At 55.4% G+C, this 1,886-nt stretch carries 2 protein-coding genes; both read right to left on the reverse strand.

Annotated features, from left to right (window positions below; genetic code table 11):
* Positions 1-19 precede the first annotated feature (19 nt).
* The gene (gene cysT, locus L691_RS0121230; protein ID WP_025692346.1) at positions 20-856 is read right to left on the reverse strand and encodes a sulfate ABC transporter permease subunit CysT; all 837 of its coding nucleotides are present in this window, start codon (positions 854-856) and stop codon (positions 20-22) included.
* A gap of 82 nt (positions 857-938) precedes the next feature.
* Positions 939-1,886 (reverse strand): sulfate ABC transporter substrate-binding protein (locus L691_RS0121235; RefSeq protein ID WP_025692347.1); only part of this gene is annotated, 948 nt, incomplete at its 5' end.

Raw genomic sequence — 1,886 nt, forward strand, 5'->3', positions numbered from 1 at the left:
AATTTAAGTAGTGGGGGCCTTAGCGTGATGCCTTGCGGGTCCATCGCTGAAGCATATTGATCACAAGAAGCATCAGGAAGGAAATAAGGAGAAGCAGCAGCGCCACTGCTGTTGCTCCGGCGTAATCGTACTGCTCCAGCTTGGACATGATCAGCAGCGGAGCGATCTCTGTCCGCATGGGCATGTTGCCCGAGATGAACACAACCGAGCCGTATTCGCCGATTCCCCGGGCAAAGGCCAGGGCAAAGCCGGTGAGCAGGGGCGGAATCAGTTCCGGCAGCAACACCTTACGGAAGATGCGCCAGCGTCCGGCCCCGAGCGTGGCGGCCGCCTCCTCTGTATCCCGCTCCAAATCCTCCAGCACGGGCTGAACGGTGCGCACGACAAAAGGAATACCGATAAACATCAGCGCCAAGGAAATGCCCAGCGGCGTAAACGCCACTTTGAGGCCGAGCGGCTCAAGCAGCGAGCCGATCCAACCGTTGCCGGAATACAGCGCCGTCAGCGACACGCCCGCCACCGCCGTCGGCAGCGCGAACGGCAGATCGATCAGGGCGTCGAAGATTCTTTTTCCCGGGAACCGGTAGCGCACCAGCACCCATGCCAGCAGCAGTCCCAGCAGACCGTCCACCAATGCGGCCGCCGCCGACGTGGTCAGACTGACCCGGTAAGAGGCCAGTACCCGGGGGTCCGTAGCCACCGACCAGATCTCACCAAAGGTCAGTCCTGTTGAATTGAACAGCAGCGCAGCCAGTGGAATAAGCACCACCAGACTCAAATATAAAATGCTGTACCCCATGGTTAGACCGAATCCCGGCAGCACCCCCCGCCGCGTCGCCTTAGCAGTGACATTCATCGATTATTCATCCTTTCTCCGCCTTCGGCTCCGTTCGGCCGATCAGCACCGCCGTATTTCCCGTTTCTGTCCGAAGATTCCCTTATTTACCCGGAACATAAATCTGGTCAAAGATACCGCCGTCGTTGAAATGCTTTTCCTGTGTCTCCTGCCACGTTCCAAATTTATCAGCCAGCGTAAAGAGCTTGATATCCGGGAATTTGGACTTGTATTCTTCCTTAACACTGTCCAGTGTCGGACGGTAGTAGTTCTCCGCAGCGATCTTTTGACCTTCTTCGCTGTACAGATATTTCAGGTAAGCATCCGCAACCTCACGGGTTCCCTTCTTATCGACCACTTTATCGACAATAGCCACCGGAGGCTCAGCCAGAATGCTCTCCGACGGATAGACGATATCGAATTTATCCTTGCCCAGCTCGTTCACGGACAGATAAGCCTCGTTCTCCCAAGCAAGCAGCACATCGCCGATTCCGCGTTCTACAAAGGTTGTAGTCGCGCCGCGCGCCCCGGTATCCAGCACAGGCACATGCGTAAACAGGTTCTTGAGGAACTCCTGCGCCTTGGCCTCGTCATTATTGTTATGATCCAGCGCATAACCCCAAGCCGCCAGGTAATTCCAGCGGGCGCCGCCCGATGTCTTCGGATTCGGGGTGATCACCTCTACGCCGTCTTTCAGCAGATCCGGCCAATCCTTGATGCCTTTCGGATTACCCTTGCGAACCAGGAATACGATGGTCGAGGTGTAAGGGGAACTGTTATGTTCATATTTGCTCTGCCATCCTTCATTAATCAGGCCAGCCTTTTGCAAAGCGTCGATGTCGTAACCAAGCGCCAGCGTTACAACATCCGCTTCCAGACCGTCAAGCACGGCGCGGCTTTGTTTGCCGGAACCGCCATGCGACTGTTTAATGGTCACTTTCTGTCCGGTCTCTTTCTCCCAATATGCAGAGAAGGCTTTATTATAATTCTCATACAGTTCACGCGTAGGATCATAGGAGACGTTCAGCAGTTCCACCGGCTCCTTCCATTG

It is taken from the genome of Paenibacillus zanthoxyli JH29 (genome assembly GCF_000520715.1).
Taxonomy (GTDB): Bacteria; Bacillota; Bacilli; order Paenibacillales; family Paenibacillaceae; genus Paenibacillus_AQ; species Paenibacillus_AQ zanthoxyli.

Coding starts and splice junctions, on each gene's coding strand:
- cysT (WP_025692346.1), bottom strand. CDS start 856: ATGAATGTCACTGCTAAGGCGACGCGGCGGGGGGTGCTGCCGGGATTC.